This window comes from Salinivibrio sp. AR640 (assembly GCF_001995405.1).
In the GTDB taxonomy this organism is placed as follows: Bacteria; Pseudomonadota; Gammaproteobacteria; order Enterobacterales; family Vibrionaceae; genus Salinivibrio; species Salinivibrio costicola.
Genome location: NZ_MUFD01000040.1, coordinates 1 through 16996 on the forward strand (window position 1 = coordinate 1; position 16996 = coordinate 16996).

Genomic DNA, 16996 nt, shown 5'->3' on the forward strand with positions numbered 1-16996 from the left:
AAAACATCAATGGTTGTTATAAGAGCTAACTTTTGAAATATGAAAAAAATTCGATTATCGCTTTTATGTCTCTAATTAGCTAGCCTGTTTTTGATGTCTTGGGAATTATGTTACGACTGCGAGAGTTGTATGATTAATTAATCTGTCCCAAACAAATCACGTGTATAGACCTTCTCGGCACTATCGCGGATTTCATCAACCATACGGTTGGCGACAATCACATCAGCGCGTTGTTTAAACGCTTCAAGGTCATGAGTGACTTCTGAGTTAAAGAAGGTGTCTTCTTTTAAGACTGGCTCGTACACAATCACTTCAACGCCTTTAGCCTTTAGGCGCTTCATAATCCCTTGAATGGATGAGGCGCGGAAGTTGTCTGAGCCCGCTTTCATGATCAGGCGATGGATACCCACGGTTTTGGGTTCACGGCGCAAAATCGCGTTAGCAACATAGTCTTTGCGGGTAGTGTTGGCATCGACAATGGCCTGAATCAAGTTGTTCGGCACATCGTTGTAGTTGGCAAGCAGTTGGCGGGTATCTTTTGGCAGGCAGTAACCACCATAACCAAACGATGGATTGTTGTAATGGTCGCCAATGCGTGGGTCTAGCCCTACCCCTTCGATGATCTGGCGAGTATTCAAACCGTGGGTTTCAGCGTAGCTATCAAGCTCGTTAAAGTAGGCAACGCGCATGGCGAGGTAGGTATTAGAGAACAGCTTTACGGCTTCCGCTTCGGTCGAGTCGGTAAAGAGTACCGGCACGTCTTTTTTCAGCGCGCCTTCGATCAAGAGGCTGGCAAACGTCTTTGCGCGCTCACTTTGCTCACCCACAATAATGCGCGAAGGATGCAGGTTATCGTAAAGGGCTTTGCCTTCACGTAAGAATTCAGGCGAGAAGAGGATATTATCGCTTCCCATCTCTTGTTTGATCTGTTGGGTATAACCCACGGGCACCGTCGATTTAATCACCATAGTCGCTTGCGGGTTAATGGCCATTACATCACGGATCACCGCCTCGACAGATCGAGTATTAAAGTAGTTGGTTTCTGGGTCGTAGTCGGTAGGCGTGGCGATGATGACAAAATCAGCGTCTTGATAGGCTTGGTGTTTATCTAATGTGGCAGTAAAGCGCAGTGATTTGTTGGCCAGAAAGTCTTCGATTTCTGCATCAACAATAGGGGATTGCTTTTGGTTGAGCTGCGTTATTTTTTCTTCATTAATATCGAGCGCGACCACATCAAAGTGTTGGGCAAGCAGCATCGCGTTTGAAAGGCCCACGTAGCCTGTGCCCGCAACAGCAATTTTCATTGATTTTCCTTGGGTTACCTAGCTTTAAACGTGTGGCGATGCATAAAGGGCAGTGATCAATAGACACGCTACCGCCCAGAGGTGTCGCTCCCCACAGCGCATAGTTTTAATTTTTATTTGATACAGGTGCTGATTGACCGCGCTTTTGGCTCGCACGGCGCAAATGTATAGCACGGGGCAAAAAATGCCTGCCGTATTCTACACATAAAAATTTGTGATAAAAGACACACGCTTGCTTTCCTATGGTTTTTTGGACGGAGTGTTCATTTATTAAACAACAAGTTGCGACCATTGTTTGCCATATGCTCACAACAGCCACGTCAGCAAGCATCATAAACTCGCCTATATTTAGAGGCATTTGATCGTGCCTTCTCTCGAGATTATTTGACTTTAATCACATAAAAATCAGTATATTGCATGAAACTTCAAATAATAAAAGATTGTTTTTCAATAGCTTACTTTTTTCAATCGGTTTTTGTCTTATTTTTGAGCTTTAATTGAGTTTATTGTCTATAGTGAATCTATAAGCCATATGATGCGCATCAGGGCTTAATCGTGGTAGTGGTTAAGTAAGGAGGGTGTATGACCCTGTGTTGCCCTGTGCTCTTCAAAAGGCTCAGTATAGTGTTCGGTATCGCAAGTTTGCTCGTCGTACTCAGTGGTTGCACCACCGCGAATGGCACACATCAGATCACGGATAGTCACCCTGCGTTGGCACTGGAAAAACCGCAAAGCTTTGCGCAAAAAGGCAAGTTTGGGACCAGTGTGCCCATTACCCCCACCCTCAGTTTAACTGCAGCACATGTTGGCGAATTTATTGAAAGTAAAGTGGTTGCTCGGCACCCAGTGTGCGACGTGGCGCTAATTGCGGCAGACAACCGCCATCATCCGCTCCCTGATTTGGGGTTGGTGTATCAAGGCGATCCCGTGCAAGTGTTTGGCCATGCGAGTAATGGTGATGTGTTAACGGCTGAAGGGCTGTATTACATGGATTTGATGATCCGAGGCTTTCCAGAAGTGGAGGATTGTCCGTCAAGCATCACTGATGCGCCGGTCAGAGGGGGGATGAGCGGTGGCGGTGCGTTTAACGCTGAACAGGAGCTTGTGGGCATTTTAGTCGGCTATGCCTATCCCGAGCGTACACGGTTAGACTCAGGCCAAACATTGAACTTAGATCGCATGACGATCTTTGTCGCTATCAATTATCTTCGCCCCTGGTTAGAGGTGAACGCGGCACGCTACGGCGGGCTAGAATCGCCACAGTGGTCAGCCCAAGGCGAAGGCGTGCTAACCGGACACCCATAAATCAGGCTCTTTTGTTTTGCTACCTAGGGGCGCGTAATAGGCGCCTCTAGTCTGTTGGCGATTCCCCTGCTAAACTTCGCCGCTGGACAATAAACTAGGCAGCACATCATGAACGTACTCGTCACCGGCGGCATGGGCTATATTGGTAGCCACTCTTGTATTCAGTTGCTCGCAGCGGGCCACACCCCCATCATCATTGATAATCTATGTAACAGTAAACCCTTGGTGTTAGATCGCATCGAGCAGGTAGCAGGCACTCGCCCGCTGTTTATTGAAGGGGATATTCGTGATCGCGCATTTTTAGATTCGGTGCTCTCTGCCCATCCGATTGATAGCGTGATCCATTTTGCTGGGCTAAAAGCGGTCGGCGAATCAGTCACTCTGCCTTTAAAATATTACGACAACAACGTTGCAGGGACCTTGAACCTTGTCGCGGCAATGGCGCAAGCAAACGTTAAATCGCTCATTTTCAGCTCATCCGCCACGGTTTATGGCGATCCGGCATCGGTACCAATCAAAGAAGACTTCCCTACCTCAGCCACTAACCCCTATGGCCGAAGCAAATTAATGGTGGAAGAATGCTTGCAGGATTTTCACCATGCCAATCCAGATTGGAGCATCACTCTGCTGCGTTACTTTAACCCGGTCGGTGCGCATGAATCGGGGTTACTGGGTGAAGATCCACAAGGCACACCCAATAACTTGCTGCCCTTTGTGGCACAAGTAGCAGTGGGTCGACGCGAAAAACTGGGCGTGTTTGGTAATGATTACCCCACCCCCGACGGCACCGGCGTACGTGATTATATTCACGTGGTGGATCTGGCCGATGGGCATTTAGCCGCGCTGGATAAAATGGCTCATCAACCTGGCACTCATATCTTTAACCTCGGCACCGGCCAAGGCAACAGTGTGTTGGAAATGGTGCATGCCTTTGAAGCGGCTGCAGATCGCCCGATCCCTTACGAGATCAAACCCCGCCGCGCCGGTGACATCGCCGAATGCTACGCTGATCCGGCTTATGCCAAAGCAACGTTAGGCTGGACCGCCACACGCGATCTGCAAACCATGGTCGAAGACACCTGGCGCTGGCAGTCGAAAAACCCGAATGGGTATGGGGATTAGAGACTAGAAAAAGCCTAAGGAACGGAATACGGAAAAAGCATATCGTGCCTAGCCTTGCTCTTCTCCGTATTCCGTAAGCGAAGCACTCTGTATTCAAGATCCGAATCTCGCGTAGATCAGACAAGCACCAATGGCACCATTGGCGTAGGTCGGACAAGCGCCAGCACGATGTAAGCCTCGTTCCTCGATATAACTGGCGCGCCTCCGACATTGATGGTAAACATTGACTCCAATTGTGACAGGCCCCCAGATGGCATAACGTATGATTGTTGGCATGACACCGGAGTTTGTATCATCATCGCCAATGGCACCATCGGGCCTAAAGTGCCTTTCACAAATTTGCCTTCGTATCAAACTTAACGACGTTTTTTACGTTCGGTTTGTCAGGTGCTTCAGACGCTTTCCAAACCAGATCACCGAGGGTGTGGTCTTTACAGAATTGCGTTGGTGCGTCTTGGAGTATTTGTTGAATACGTGGGTAATCAAACGCTTGGCAGGCGCTATCAAGTTGGGTGATGATAGCTTCAAAATCCGCTAGCGAGAGTGAGACTTCGTTGGCGGTCATGATACGCTCATGCCCAGTCCCTGCGACGTTTTCACCGATTAATAGCTCTTCGTACAGCTTTTCGCCAGGGCGCAAGCCGGTGAATTTAATTTCAATATCGCCATTGGGATTATCAGCCGATTTCACCTCTAGCCCAGAAAGGCGAATGAGATTTTTGGCTAAATCGATAATTTTTACCGGCTCGCCCATGTCCAACACAAAGACATCGCCGCCCTTGCCCATCGCACCAGCTTGGATCACCAACTGTGCTGCTTCAGGAATCGTCATAAAATAGCGAATAATATCGGGATGGGTAACAGTCACCACAGAGCCCTCGGCAATTTGGCGCTTGAATAAAGGGATAACTGATCCTGACGAGCCTAATACATTACCAAACCGCACCATGGTAAATCGGGTTTGATGAGAATGGCCACTTTCTCTTGCCAACGCTTGCAGGGTTAACTCTGCCATTCGTTTGGTCGCTCCCATCACATTGGTGGGGCGTACGGCTTTATCAGTTGAAATTAACACAAAGGATTCGACCTTAGCACCGATCGCCGCTTTCGCGCAGTAATAGGTACCGAATACATTATTACGCACACCTTCAACCACATTGTATTCCACGAGCGGTACGTGCTTATAAGCAGCGGCATGGTAAACGGTTTGGACCTTAAAGGCTTTCATAATGGCAGTTAAGCGGTTGGGTCGTTGTACTGAGCCTAACAGCGGGATTATCTCGACATTTAGGCCTTGCTCACTCACCGCTTGGCTGAGCTCTTTCTCGATTTGATAAAGACCAAACTCAGAAAGCTCAAACAATAGTAACTTAGCCGGCGATTGCAACAAGATCTGCCGACATAGCTCGCTACCAATCGAACCACCGGCGCCAGTTACCATCACTACTTTATCGGTAGTAGTCGCCTCCATCAGCGCTGGGTCTGGAGTTACCTGCTCGCGGCCAAGCAAATCATCAATGGCTACATCTTTTAGCTGATCGACGCTCGCATTGCCTTCTACAATGTCATCAAAATCAGGTACAGTGAGCACTTCGACGGGTAGATGGATTAAGCTATCAAGAACGCGTTTACGTTCTGATCGGTTAGCGCGAGGCATCGCCAGTAGAATCTTATCTATTTCAAATTTTTCGACTAAGCTCTCTATTTTTACGGCTGCATGCACTTCTATCCCTTGGATCACGGTTTTCGCTAACACCGAGTTATTATCCACAAAAGCCTTGATTTGGTATTGACTAGAATTTCGTAATGCATTCGCAAGCTGACGACCTGTGTCACCAGCACCATAAATTATTACCTTATCAAGTTGCCTCTGCTTCTGAGTTTGTACAATTAGCGAGCGAATTGCCATCCTAGCACCACCGCACAAAAGCACTAAAAAAGTAAAATAAATGAAAGGGACGGTGCGAGGGATAGCCGCTTGCGAGTAGAAAGATAAAGTGGCCACTGTCACCGCTGAGATAAATGCGCCCACCGCTACCACTAATAACGCATGAAAAGTGAGATATCTTAATACTGCGCGATACAAGCCAAGGCGGGTAAAGGCGACAAGCGTAACAGCAACGGTGCCCGCGGTAACCAGCAGCATGTTGCTTGAAAGCACAGCTGGCAGTTCACCTAGCCGCACAGCAAGCGCGCCAAACAAACAGCCGATAATTAGCAAGGTATCAACGAGCAAACTAATTAAGCGTTTGTAGGGGCGAGGTAAAGACCAAAGATAAGAGAGTTGATTCATTATGGGTTTCTTTCTATCTTGTAGCGAACAAAGTGGCAATCACTCAATTAAATGAAAAACTGCTTGCTATCATGCATTATTGGCTGACGCGGCTAAAAGCACTTTGCGGATCACCTTACAGCTTTTATCGATTTCTTCTTCTGTCAACGTTGGATGCACAAGAAACATTAAACTGGTTTCGCCGAGCAACACTGCATTGGGTAGGGGGTTGCTTGGGCGAAAACCTGTATTATCAAAAGCCTTTTCTTTGTAGACCTCAGAGCAGCTCCCTTGAAAAGCTGGGACACCTTGCGCTTTGATTTCATCAATAATGCGATCGCGTGACCAGTCTGGTTTGAGCTCATCAGGGTTAATGAATAAGTAGTGCTTGTAAGCGGCATATTCACAACCGGTTGGAACCTGAACAGTACGAACAAGCGCTAAATCCTGCACCGCTTCGTTGATAGCCGCCGCATTAGCTTGCCGGCGAGCTGTCCACTCTGCCATCCTATTGAGCTGGATACGACCAATCGTAGCCTGCATCTCTGTCATTCGCCAGTTGGTACCAAAGCTTTCGTGCAGCCAGCGAAAGCCGGGGGGATGTTCGCGCTCATATACCGCGTCCCAGCTTTTACCGTGATCTTTATAGGACCACATCGTCGACCACAAGGTTTTATCGTTAGTAGTCACCATGCCGCCTTCACCACCGGTCGTCATGATTTTATCTTGGCAGAACGACCAAGCACCAATATGACCAATGGTCCCAACACTACGGCCTTTATATTTAGCACCATGTGCTTGAGCACAATCTTCAATAACTTTTATATTGAACTCTTCTGCCAGCGCCATAATAGCGTCCATGTCAGCAGGCATTCCTGCCAGATGCACAACAATAATCGCTTTAGTGCGTGGGGTTAACACCGCGTCGATGGTTTCTACTGTAATATTTTGACTGTTCAAGTCCACATCAGCAAAAACCGGCTTAGCGCCTGCGGTAACGATAGAAGACGCCGTTGCTAAGAATGTACGAGGGGTAGTAACAACCTCATCGCCAGCTCCTACATCGAGCGTCTTTAGGGCAATATCGAGAGCCAAGGTGCCATTGGCCAGCGCAACCGCGTGGTGACACCCAGCCCAAGCTGCGAACTCTTTTTCAAATTCACGACACTCGTTGCCTGTCCAATAATTAACTTTGTTTGACAGCAACACGCGGCTGACTGCATCGGCCTCTTCTTGAGTAAAGCTAGGCCATGGAGAAAATGGACTATTCAACACTATCACACTCCGTTTTTTGTTAGTGGCTTCGCCGGAGTTCCGACTTGGGTTTGGTTACTTGCGACGTTTCTTAATACGGTGGCTCCTGCCCCGATTACCGCCTTAGCGCCAATTTTTACAAGAGGCTTTAGCGTCGCGCCCGCCCCTATCCACGCCTCAGATGCGACTTGAACACCGCCAGCCAAATGCGCACCAGGGCTAATGTGCACTCCTTGTGCGATATCACAATCGTGGTCAATCGTTGCTGAAGTATTCACAATGCACGCCTGACCAATATGACTAAACGGATTAACCACAGCTCCTGCCATCACGACCGTTCCGGGTTCTAAGACTGCATAATGGCTAACGATTGCTTTCGGATGAACAAGTGGTGTGCTTACCGCTCCATTTGCAATTAGCGCTTGATGCTTTTCGAGCCGCGTACTGTTATTCCCGATCGCAACAATAATGGTTTGATATTCTGTGGCATGCGCGAGCAACATTTCGCTGTTTCCGTGGATATTCCAGTGCTCAACGTTGCTAATTGTTGGCCAGCGATCATCAAAAAAATGAATTTCACTAAACCCATTCAACTCTGCGATCTCTGCAACTACCTTCCCATGACCACTGGCACCCAAGACAGCACACTTACTTCCTGTTTTCGTCATTATTGGTTCCTTCAAATGGTGCAGCCGTAACATGGTCCTGTGCTGATATACCGTCTTTCGCAATGACTTTCTTTATGGTTAAAAATAGTATTTTTATGTCTAACCAAAGTGAGTGGTTATCAACGTACCATACATCTAGTTTGAACTTTTCTTCCCAACTAATCGCATTACGGCCATTGACTTGTGCCCAACCGGTAATCCCCGGGCGAACGTTATGACGGCGCGCCTGTTCTTTACTGTACAAAGGTAAATACTGCATAAGTAAAGGCCGAGGACCGACGAGGCTCATATCGCCTTTCAACACATTCCATAACTCCGGTAATTCATCAAGACTTGTATTACGCAGTTTATTACCAAACGGGGTCATCCGCTCCCCATCGGGCAACGGATTGCCTTTGGCATCAGCGGCATCTTTCATGGTTCGAAACTTTATCATTTCAAACGGCTTACCATCTAAGCCCGGGCGAGTTTGGCGAAACAATACAGGCGAGCCGAGGTTTTTGCGAATTTTCCACGCAACCAGTGCAATGATTGGCGATAGAAGGATAGTCGCTATCAGTGAAGCTAGAAAGTCAAAGAGTCTTTTCATTATCCACCTCTGAAGAAGTCGCCTTTGACGCATAACTATCTGCCGCATTCCCGTCTATTGCACTCGTACCTGTCACCCAATCAACCCATTTATCTGCCAGTAGTGCGCGGTCAAACTGACTCTCTGCAAGTTGGCGAGCGTTGGCCCCCATCAAGGTAAGGGCGTCTCTTTGATTTGCTGCTTTTTCTAAGGCATCAGCAAAAGCGCTGGGATCATCTGGCTGAACCGCAAATCCGCACTGTGTTTGCTCAATCATTCCGGCCAACCAACCTGGGTAGTTGTTGATGACTGGTAGACCCGCGGAGATATAATCGAAGAACTTGTTAGGAGATGTGCCGTAATAAAAAGCAGAAATATTCGCCAGTACTTGTATGCCAACGTCCGCACTTGCCATCAAACCAGATAACTTCTGCTTATTTACCGGAGAGTGAAATACCACATTGTTCAATCCAAGCTCTTTAGCTCTTTTCTCCAGTTCAGGTTTTAGTTTACCTTGCCCAACTAACGCTAGCTTAATATCCTTTCGACCACGTTTCTGTAGCTCCACCGCAGTATTTAAAACAGCATCAAGGCCATTTGCCACTCCATGGGTACCGGTAAAGATCGCCATCAGATCTGTTTCTTTCACGCCTTCTGGGCGCCAAGGTTCACTTGGCTGACTAAAGATAACCAAATCACAGCCATTCGGCACCATGGCTATTTTACTTTCGTCGACACCGCGCTTTTTGATGCCTTCAACAATACCGGGAGATAAGCCAATACAACGATGCGCACTGCGGTAAGATGCCCACTCTAGAAATGACATCAAACCTAGAATGATTGGATTGTTAATCACACCCATTTCTTTGGGCAGTTCCGGCCATAGATCTCTTACTTCAAAAACAAATGGTTTGCCGCGTAACCAACGAGCAAAGATACCTGGGATTCCCGCCGTAAGAGGCGTAGTGGTTGCAAACAACACGTCGTATTTTTCAGTAAAGGCAAGACAAATACTCTTCAAAGCGAAGTTCACGAACGTCATACTTCGCTTAAAAAAACCATCTGAATTTGAATAAGCCAAGTCAAACTCTATAATACGAATACCATCGATGATACCTTCACGCTTGCCAGCAATAAACGCCGAGTCTAACCCAGTCTCTCCACCACCATAGGTGCCACAGACCATAGTTACATGATGCCCATAATGAATTAAGCGCCTAGCCATTTCATAGGAACGAATCCCTGTTGAGCCTTTCGGTGTAGAAAAGTGTTGATGAAAATAAAGAATATTCATGAACGAAATTGATACTCTGTTGTAATTTGTCCATCTGATAAAATATCTACCTCAAGAACAGGGATAGAGCTTTCTTGGTAGTAATAACGAGACTCTCTGCCTTCTACGATCTCCAAACGCTTAATCTTTACATCACTATTGATCAAGATGTTGTGATTACCACTAGTCACTTCTTTTCCCTTTATTTGCCAATCACCAGGGGCCAACCGCCAACGAAGAACAGCTTTATCTTTAACGCCGTTCACTTGATCTGTTACAATTAAAGACGTTTCAGTAAGGGAGATTGCTCTATGATGCTCACACCCAAAATAATCCCGGTAGCCAGCTTGTCCTGTTAACTGATGCTCATCAAAGTTGACGTTCTTTGCTTTTAACCAACCACCCAGCAAAAAGCGGCTGAGCCTTGGCATTTGCTCGTGTCCATCAAACTGGATGGTGTTGTGACTTTGTGTACCACCGTAGTAATCGATATAGTCTTGACCTGAGTTGTAACTAAACGTGCCACCGTCCCGTAGCAGATTGATACCATCACGCCATAGATCTACATGAAGAGCGTCATTTTGGGCGGGTCTAAACCGGAACTTAGGATAGTTAAATAAAGCAAACGCTCCCGATTGATTTCTTAGGCCAATATAGCCACCTTGCTGAAAATGAAATGATGTTGGAGTTTGTAATTTGTTTTGTGGTTTTCGTAACTGCAATAACGAAAGAGCTTCATCATAATCTCCGTCCTCCTTCCATGCTGAAGTTTTAAGAAATACAACAGAAGCAAGCTGAACAGATGGACGAAAATCTCGATAGTCAGTATCCGTTAACTGCAATAAGCGAGCACCATCGTTATGGCCTAAGTTCGGCGCATCACCGGTTAATGGCTCAATTAGCTGATAAAGCCACTGAGTTGCTAAACCTATTCTTTTTGTCAGCTCATTAGAAAATGAGGGTAGTTCTAGTTCTTGGCGCCAAAGCTCCGCCATTGAGTAAGTGTCTAGCATTACCCTATGATAGTTCACTGAATATTGACTAAAGGTTCCATCCATAGCAATCAGGTGCTTGGCTCGATTTTCTAGCCATTTCCTCCCCAATTTTTGCCAGTGACTCCCGCTGTCATCGCCATTGATAACCAACCAACTTCCACCAATAAATAAAGCGGCTGCCTCAGATGTGCCATGGTTATTATCTTGCGCGACGGCATAAGAGATCGTCGGTGCTATTCGTTGAAGATGAGCTTTTACTAGCGCCAAAAGTGCAGGTTCAGGCTTATGAACTTGATTAAGCAATTTAGCCGTGAATGCTAAGTGCATGACGCGTATTGACGCTTCTTGCCCGCACTTCCAGTTAGGGCCAAGATAAGGCGCATTATGAGCCAGCCAATTTTTAGCAGTCACATTAAGTTCATCTAGAGCAGAGTCCCTACCATAAAGATAATCTCTTGCTAAACCCAAAGCCCAATCAAACCTTGATACCTCCCAAATGCCTTTAATATCACCAACATTTGAATCAAAGTCAGATAGTTTGAACCAAGGTTTGTTCATCTCTGAAAAGCGATGGTCAGTTAATACACTGTTATCCCATTTAAGTTTTTTTACAGACAATTCTGGCAAACAACCAAATGGAGAGAGTTTATATGGCTTGGTACATTTCAACTGTCTTGAGCACGTAGCAGGACGAAACAAAAGCCCCGATATCGAGGCTTGATTGAGACGCTTAACTGGGTTTAATCCACTTCGGATACCTAGTTGGTAAACTGCCACTCTGACTAAATTGAAAACACCCAAGTTCTTTACAGTTTGCGCTTTTAGTTTGAGACTCATTGTTGTTTACGCAATTGCTCTGCTATTTCAATTGTCACTCTTGCTACTTCAAATAACTCTCGAGGTGGAATCGGCGACTCTTTACCTGCTTCAATAGCATTCAGGAAAGCGGCTGCACAATCCGTTTGGCCTTTATCTTGCTTCCATAAATTCATTTTACTAAAGCCAGGCCAACCGAAACCTTTTAACTTACGGAAGTTGTCTAGCTGAAGCACTCTCCCTGCAGCGAAAACTTCTACACGCTCTTTCGGGAAGTTAGCAGCGCCATTAGCTAAGTAGTGAATAGTGCCGAAAGAACCATCAGCAAAACCAAGAATAATCGCAGCTTTATCTTCAGTGACATCAACACTATCAATATCCCCCATGCGACGACACTGCACAGAAACAATTTCTGAACCCGCTAAGAATCGCATCAGATCAATGAAGTGGCATGCCTCACCAATGATTCGACCGCCGCCAACTTCATTATCTTGTGTCCAGTGATCCGCAGGGATCGCGCCAGCATTCATCGTCATCATAAAGCTCTTAGGTTCTTTCACCGACGACAGTAGCTCTTTCATTTTTTGCACTTGTGGGGAGAAACGGCGGTTAAAGCCAACCATTAACTTTGGCGCAGCAGCGGTAGATGCCTTTGAATAATATGTGGTCTCAACTTCAGCAAGCTCTTCTAGCGTCACAGCTAAAGGCTTTTCGACAAATACGTTCTTACCTACACTTAGCGCTTCAGATACAAAGCGAGCATGGCTGTTATGACGCGTAACAATAGCGATAGTATTGATTTCTGGATCAGAAATCATGGCACTGGTGTCAGTAGTCGTTTTAGCAAAACCCGCTTTTTCACCATGGGTTACGCCGTTAATACCACCAGAAGTAGCGATAGTGTGCAGTTGAGCACCGCCTGCTTTAAATGCAGGAATTAACATACGAGACGCATAGTTACCGGCGCCTACAAAACCGACGACAGGTTTAGATGCCTCAAACGTCGCTTCACTATTAAACGTAACGGATTTCTCGTGGCGAGTACTGGATTCACTCTGGTATTGAAGCAAAATTCCCAGTGTAGATTTATCAGACGTCAGGATCTCATAGGCTAGAGCCGCATCTTCAAATTTGAATCGGTGGGTGATGAGAGGCTTAACATCTACTTGGCCAGAAGACATCATATCTAAGATGGCTTCAAAGTTGCGCTGTTCAGTCCAACGAACAAAAGCATATGGATAGTCATTACCATTATGTTCATAGTCCGCGTCATAACGACCAGGACCATAAGAACAAGAAACTTGGAATGTCAGCTCTTTTTCATAGAAATCTGCGCGATTTAGCTCTAAGCCAGTCACACCAACAAGAATAATACGCCCACGTTTACGGCTCATTCTTGCGGCTTGTGTAACAGGATCATTAGATTTAGTTGAAGCTGTAATAATAACGCCATCAACACCATTGCCGCGGCTGAATGCCATACCTGCAGCGATAGGATCTTCACCTTTCCCTGGGTTGCAAACTTGGGCGCCAAACTGTTTAGCTAGTTCTAATTTCGCATCGTCAAAATCAATGGCTAGTACACGACACCCTTGGGCACGAAGCAATTGAACCGTCAACAGACCAATTAAGCCAACACCAGTTACGACAAACGCTTCACCCAGCGTCGGTTCAGCTAAACGGATACCCTGTAAACCAATACTTGCCACGACAGTAAATGATGCTTCTTCATCGGATACATTGTCTGGGATAAGCGCACATAAGTTTTTTGGTACACGAACAACATCAGCATGGGGGCCATTAGAAACAATACGATCGCCCGCTTTAAAGCCATCAACATTTTTTTCAACCGAGTTAACTATACCTACATTACAGTAACCAAGGGGTAAAGGTTGAGCAAGCTTCGATTGCACTGCATCAATTGTGGTCATCAAACCATCAGTTTGGACCTTTTCTAGAACCATTTTTACTTTGTCTGGCTGCTGACGCGCTTTATCCAAAAGGCTAGCTTTGCCAAAATCAACAAGCATACGCTCCGTACCCGCAGATATTAAAGAAACTGTTGAATCTATCAACACATTCCCTTTAGTAGCTATTGGAGCAGGAGCCTCAACTAAATTAGAGCATCCGTTTGCCATATCTTGTAGTATTTGTTTCATTTTCGATAATTCTTATACGTTTGTGAATAATATAGCACTAACCCACACCAGAACAAAAAACTGGCTGGTAGATTATTTTGAAATAAAAATAGCTCAAAAGATTGTTGGACAAGTAAAGAAATCAGAAACAACCCAATTAAAGATGCATCTTTGGACCTTGCAAATTTATTCTTATTGTCAAAAGCATTATCTAAATTTCTGACAGACAAATTTAAAATCGATATAACCATAAGAATAAAAAACAATAAGCCAAAAATACCAAATTGAAATAACAAATTCATATACAGGCTGTGGCTAGAAACACTCATGCCAATATCATAGTTACTTGCCCCCATACCTAACCCCCAAAATAATGATCCCTCTAGAGCTTCATACATCTTATTCCAAATCATTTCTCTACCTGTAAACAGTCCTTTATCAGTCGCCGCCATTAAAGCAGTATCGATCTCTATTCCAAAAGAGGACTCACTTAAATATACATACAGCAATGGAAAAAAGAATAAAGACACAAAAAATAAAAGAGACACTGAGTTGAAAAAACTCCTATCTAAAACCCTTTCGCGAAAAATATAATAAAGAAAAACAAAGACAAGAACCGACAACCATACAGATCTTGCGGTAGAAACAATAATTAATAAAACCGCAAATGAAGATAATATTAAAACCGTTAACTTCACAAGATGACTACCACTAGCTTTAATATAAGAAAGAAGCATCATCAAATTCAAAGACATAAAGAAACCCATTACATTAGGGTTTAAGTGAGACCATATCCAAACTTTATTATAACCGCCTACTTCCAGCCAACCAACAAAAAACACAACGATATTGAAGGCTACGTATCTAACCAAATAGTTAGCTCTCCCAGACATAAAATAGGCGGTAAAGAATAAAATAAGAAGGAAGGTAAAACCAATTTGAACCAAGGCATAAATATCAAAAAACCTTGTAGTCAATGAGATCGCAAGCAACGAAAAAAGGGGGATAGAAAATAAAAAAACATCAGTTATTCGAACTGAAATGTACTTCATCACCACGATTAGTGCAAGAATAGAAAGAAAAATTAAAACTGGAAATTTACTTCCTGTATAACCAGTCCAAGTTAAATAAGCGTAAAGATGAAGCAGTACAATAACCGACTCACTCGAAGCATTAACCAGAGTATTCTTGATGCTAGTTGAGTCCATAGCTAATCCATCTCTAGGAAAGAGTCTTACTTTCTACAAGATCCACATCAATATCTTGCATACAAACGGGATCTCCGCACCCTTGAATATACCCCCTACGATAACAAGGAGAGCAGTCTAGCCCCAATCTTATAGGTGTTAGATCTTTGCTATAAGGACCAGTAATGCTGGGGTTTGTTGGCCCAAATAGACCTACTATTTTTAAATCTGGTATCAAGCTACCCATATGGGACAGACCATTGCAGTTAGCCACAAGTACGTCACACTCATGCATGCAATCTAGGGACTGCTGAATCGAAAGTTTGCCAATATAATTTTTTACCTTATCGGGACTTAAACCTCTAGAAATATAGTCTCCTAGCTCTTCTTCGCCAGGTCCGCCCAACAAAATGACCATGTGCCCTTTTTCCACTAACCGTTCTGTAAGTTTGCGATAATTTCCAAGCGGCCAGCGTTTATGTGACTCAAGCTCCCCTGATGAAGGTGCTAAAGCAATCACCTTGCAGTGAGGAAGTGCGGGAGACTCACAAATATAGAAATGATCAGCTTGATAGCTAGGCAGCTGTTCAAACTCTATATCTAAATCTAGGTCAAAAGAAAAATCCACTATTTCTAAATTCTTGCGAACCTTATGTATATTCTCAAACTGTGTAAGATTCTTATGGTTTAGGAATGCAAGCTTGCCTCCTAAACCAACACGCTGAGTTGCCCCCGATAAAAAGGCCATAAGGTTGTACTTATCCATATGGATACCTGTTGCCGTTATAGACAAGTCTATATCGTGGCTTCTAAGTAACTTGAAGTATCTTAGTTTTCCGCCAAAACCATTGAAATCAGAAAAATAAATATACTCGATTCTTTCACAAAAATTTTTACCTAGTGTACAAGCAACTACTTCAGCCTCTGCTTTACCTTTAACAGTAAGTAGGACTCGTGCTTCTCTCGAGAGTATATTTTTGAGCATAGGCAGCGACATAATAACGTCGCCAATACCGTGGGTATTAAAGACATGAATGGTGTTCCCTGCTAACTTCATTGTAAATCATGCCCCATCTTTAACTTTATTACATATATCATCGAACAAGCCAATTTGATGTTTCCATGTTTTATTCTCAAGATAAGCTTGTCCTTTATTGTAATACGCATCGAAACCATGTTGAAACTGTCTAGCTATTGCACTTGCAACATCTGCTTCAAAATCGTCTGTGTAGGGAACTACAATACCAAGTTGATGATCTTCTATAAATTTATAAGACTCGATTTTTGTTGCCACTACACAACGCCCAACACTTAAATAATCGAGGGTTTTGAGAGGGCAACCTTGTGAATCGGTAATCCCTTTAATAGGTCTCCTAAGATGGATAAAAGCATGGCAACTCTTTAGGCAAACTTTAGCTTTTTTGTAGTCAATATAACCTAAAAATTTAAAATTGGCTCGTTGACTGCTGTTAATTCTAGATTTAAGTTCTTCTATTTCGCCATCACTACCACCGATCATTAAAAACTCATGCTTAACGCCTTTTTCATCTAACCTAGAAGAAACTTGTGGTAGATAGTCGACACCTTCTCGATGCGCAAATGAACCTAAGTAACCGATAATTAGCGGTTCATTAGCTTGTGGAGTCGAAGGAGACTCTAAGTCAACACCATTCTCCACGACATAGGTTTTATCACCGATTTTGTTTCCGTAGTAGCTAGTTAACGTTTGCTTTACGTTGTCATGCACGGAAACAATCGCATCACTTAATTCAAGATTCCATCGCTCTAAGGTCGTTACTAACTGCTGAGCAAGCCAACCTTTCCTGCGATCCAAAACATCTTGATAAAGTAAGCCATTAACCTCAGTAATTACCTTAAATCCGAATAGCTTTAATAATAGGTTCAATATAACAAAACCGACACTTTGTCGAACTATCACTACATCAGCGATTTTTCGATTTATGAGAATGCTCCAAAAACAAAAAAGTTGGAAAAACTGGATGTTTAAGAATACGCCCAAGCCCAAAGAAAGGTTAAATTTTGAAAGGCAGTTTTCGACTTCATCAAGATTAACATTGGAAATATATTTAATAC

The 16996-nt window shown here is 44.4% G+C and carries 13 protein-coding genes; 2 read left to right on the plus strand and 11 right to left on the minus strand.

Features of this window, described 5'->3' with window-relative positions:
* Positions 1 to 137: 137 nt before the first annotated feature.
* Positions 138 to 1304: a nucleotide sugar dehydrogenase gene (locus BZG75_RS14410; RefSeq protein WP_077577356.1), complete on the minus strand. Its 1167-nt coding sequence runs from the start codon at positions 1302 to 1304 to the stop codon at positions 138 to 140.
* A gap of 582 nt (positions 1305 to 1886) precedes the next feature.
* On the opposite strand from BZG75_RS14410, the gene BZG75_RS14415 reads away from it, so the two are divergent.
* Positions 1887 to 2609 (plus strand): S1 family peptidase, encoded by a 723-nt coding sequence (locus BZG75_RS14415; protein ID WP_077577357.1) that lies wholly within the window; start codon positions 1887 to 1889, stop codon positions 2607 to 2609.
* A 108-nt stretch (positions 2610 to 2717) separates the two neighbouring features.
* The gene (gene galE, locus BZG75_RS14420) at positions 2718 to 3731 is read left to right on the plus strand and encodes a UDP-glucose 4-epimerase GalE (protein WP_077577358.1); all 1014 of its coding nucleotides are present in this window, start codon (positions 2718 to 2720) and stop codon (positions 3729 to 3731) included.
* Positions 3732 to 4062: 331 nt separating this feature from the next.
* Here the strand turns inward: galE and BZG75_RS14430 are convergent, their stop codons facing one another.
* The 10 genes from BZG75_RS14430 to BZG75_RS14475 form a co-directional block, all read right to left on the minus strand.
* Positions 4063 to 6024: a nucleoside-diphosphate sugar epimerase/dehydratase gene (locus tag BZG75_RS14430; RefSeq protein ID WP_077577360.1), complete on the minus strand. Its 1962-nt coding sequence runs from the start codon at positions 6022 to 6024 to the stop codon at positions 4063 to 4065.
* 69 nt (positions 6025 to 6093) lie between these two features.
* Complete coding sequence (locus BZG75_RS14435; protein ID WP_077577361.1) at positions 6094 to 7278, minus strand: DegT/DnrJ/EryC1/StrS family aminotransferase; 1185 nt, start codon at positions 7276 to 7278, stop codon at positions 6094 to 6096.
* Positions 7279 to 7280: 2 nt separating this feature from the next.
* On the minus strand, positions 7281 to 7925 hold the full coding sequence (locus BZG75_RS14440) for an acetyltransferase (RefSeq protein WP_077577362.1): 645 nt from the start codon (positions 7923 to 7925) through the stop codon (positions 7281 to 7283).
* Positions 7906 to 8514: a sugar transferase gene (locus tag BZG75_RS14445; protein ID WP_077577363.1), complete on the minus strand. Its 609-nt coding sequence runs from the start codon at positions 8512 to 8514 to the stop codon at positions 7906 to 7908. Before BZG75_RS14445 ends, BZG75_RS14440 begins: the two co-directional genes overlap by 20 nt.
* Positions 8498 to 9787, minus strand: coding sequence for a glycosyltransferase family 4 protein (locus BZG75_RS14450; protein ID WP_077577364.1), 1290 nt, complete (start codon positions 9785 to 9787; stop codon positions 8498 to 8500). Before BZG75_RS14450 ends, BZG75_RS14445 begins: the two co-directional genes overlap by 17 nt.
* Positions 9784 to 11598 carry a heparinase II/III family protein gene (locus BZG75_RS14455; protein WP_077577365.1) on the minus strand — a complete coding sequence of 605 codons (1815 nt, stop codon included), beginning with the start codon at positions 11596 to 11598 and terminating at the stop codon, positions 9784 to 9786. Before BZG75_RS14455 ends, BZG75_RS14450 begins: the two co-directional genes overlap by 4 nt.
* Positions 11595 to 13736, minus strand: coding sequence for a bi-domain-containing oxidoreductase (locus tag BZG75_RS14460; protein WP_077577366.1), 2142 nt, complete (start codon positions 13734 to 13736; stop codon positions 11595 to 11597). The genes BZG75_RS14455 and BZG75_RS14460 overlap by 4 nt, the downstream gene beginning before the upstream one ends.
* The gene (locus tag BZG75_RS14465; protein ID WP_077577367.1) at positions 13733 to 14923 is read right to left on the minus strand and encodes an O-antigen ligase family protein; all 1191 of its coding nucleotides are present in this window, start codon (positions 14921 to 14923) and stop codon (positions 13733 to 13735) included. Before BZG75_RS14465 ends, BZG75_RS14460 begins: the two co-directional genes overlap by 4 nt.
* Positions 14924 to 14936: 13 nt before the next feature.
* A complete protein-coding gene (locus tag BZG75_RS14470) occupies positions 14937 to 15959 on the minus strand; it encodes a glycosyltransferase family 9 protein (protein WP_077577368.1) in 1023 nt (340 codons plus the stop codon).
* A gap of 6 nt (positions 15960 to 15965) precedes the next feature.
* Positions 15966 to 16996 (minus strand): glycosyltransferase (locus BZG75_RS14475; protein WP_131825151.1); only part of this gene is annotated, 1031 nt, incomplete at its 5' end.

Coding starts and splice junctions, on each gene's coding strand:
- BZG75_RS14410 (WP_077577356.1), bottom strand. CDS start 1,304: ATGAAAATTGCTGTTGCGGGCACAGGCTACGTGGGCCTTTCAAACGCG.
- BZG75_RS14415 (WP_077577357.1), top strand. CDS start 1,887: ATGACCCTGTGTTGCCCTGTGCTCTTCAAAAGGCTCAGTATAGTGTTC.
- galE (WP_077577358.1), top strand. CDS start 2,718: ATGAACGTACTCGTCACCGGCGGCATGGGCTATATTGGTAGCCACTCT.
- BZG75_RS14430 (WP_077577360.1), bottom strand. CDS start 6,024: ATGAATCAACTCTCTTATCTTTGGTCTTTACCTCGCCCCTACAAACGC.
- BZG75_RS14440 (WP_077577362.1), bottom strand. CDS start 7,925: ATGACGAAAACAGGAAGTAAGTGTGCTGTCTTGGGTGCCAGTGGTCAT.
- BZG75_RS14445 (WP_077577363.1), bottom strand. CDS start 8,514: ATGAAAAGACTCTTTGACTTTCTAGCTTCACTGATAGCGACTATCCTT.
- BZG75_RS14450 (WP_077577364.1), bottom strand. CDS start 9,787: ATGAATATTCTTTATTTTCATCAACACTTTTCTACACCGAAAGGCTCA.
- BZG75_RS14455 (WP_077577365.1), bottom strand. CDS start 11,598: ATGAGTCTCAAACTAAAAGCGCAAACTGTAAAGAACTTGGGTGTTTTC.
- BZG75_RS14460 (WP_077577366.1), bottom strand. CDS start 13,736: ATGAAACAAATACTACAAGATATGGCAAACGGATGCTCTAATTTAGTT.
- BZG75_RS14465 (WP_077577367.1), bottom strand. CDS start 14,923: ATGGACTCAACTAGCATCAAGAATACTCTGGTTAATGCTTCGAGTGAG.
- BZG75_RS14470 (WP_077577368.1), bottom strand. CDS start 15,959: ATGAAGTTAGCAGGGAACACCATTCATGTCTTTAATACCCACGGTATT.